The organism is Bradyrhizobium sp. 139 (assembly GCF_023074175.1).
In the GTDB taxonomy this organism is placed as follows: Bacteria; Pseudomonadota; Alphaproteobacteria; order Rhizobiales; family Xanthobacteraceae; genus Bradyrhizobium.
Genome location: NZ_JADPKS010000007.1, coordinates 1 through 796 on the forward strand (window position 1 = coordinate 1; position 796 = coordinate 796).

At 62.6% G+C, this 796-nt stretch carries 1 protein-coding gene; it reads right to left on the bottom strand.

The window, feature by feature from the left end; all coding sequences use genetic code 11:
* Positions 1–673, bottom strand: a 673-nt coding sequence (locus IVA80_RS00950) for a helix-turn-helix domain-containing protein (RefSeq protein WP_247424583.1), incomplete at its 3' end; no start/stop codon positions are given.
* Between the last annotated feature and the right edge of the window lie 123 nt (positions 674–796).

Sequence of the window (796 nt, forward strand, 5' to 3'; positions counted from 1 at the left end):
CCCGCGCAAAGGTGGCGTGAGCGCCAGGCTCGGGCGGCAAATCCGGCGCCGTGGTTGCGATAGCCTGGATTCCCGGCTTTTCGTCACAGGAGACGATTGCCACCGGTTTGCCTCGCCTCTTCGATCTGCCAGGGGCTTTCTTCAGGACCGCGACTTCACGATACACGCACAGAACCTCAGCCATCTTCTGTTCGAATTCGGCGTCGCGGTTCTCCAGATAGTAGCGCACCTTGTGCGGCTTGATTTCCTCTTTGCCGAGGATCTTGCACACCGTGCCCTGGACCAAATTGGCCAGACACTTGTGCCCGGCCCCCGATCCATGCTCGCGCGCATGGCGTGCCAGCAGTCGCGTCGTCCACAATTCATGCGGATAGCCGTGATCCTTGGCCTTGTCGCACGCCAGCGACACCAGCCAGGCTTTGGCCTCGGGCGTGATCGTGGGCTCCTTGCCAGGCCGCGGCCGATCGTCAAGGGCCGCCAGCGGGCCATGGGCCAGCGCCCGCTCAACGCAGCGCTCGACCGTCTGGTGATGGACCCCAAGTCTGCGCCCCACGGCACAGAACGACGGATTGTCCCGGTAGGCCAGCAGCGTCTGCGCCCGCGAAACGCGACTCGCCGGCTCGGTTCTCGACCGCGAAAGAGCCGTCAATGCTTCAACCTCCTCGTCAGTCATTGCCAATTCCACCGCTCGTCGCCATCCTGCCATGATGTCGCTCCTCATTGCGCCAATCGCAAACGAGGAATCCGCCAACACCCAATCAGTTCCGACGCAGATTTCTTGGAATCGATCGTCTAG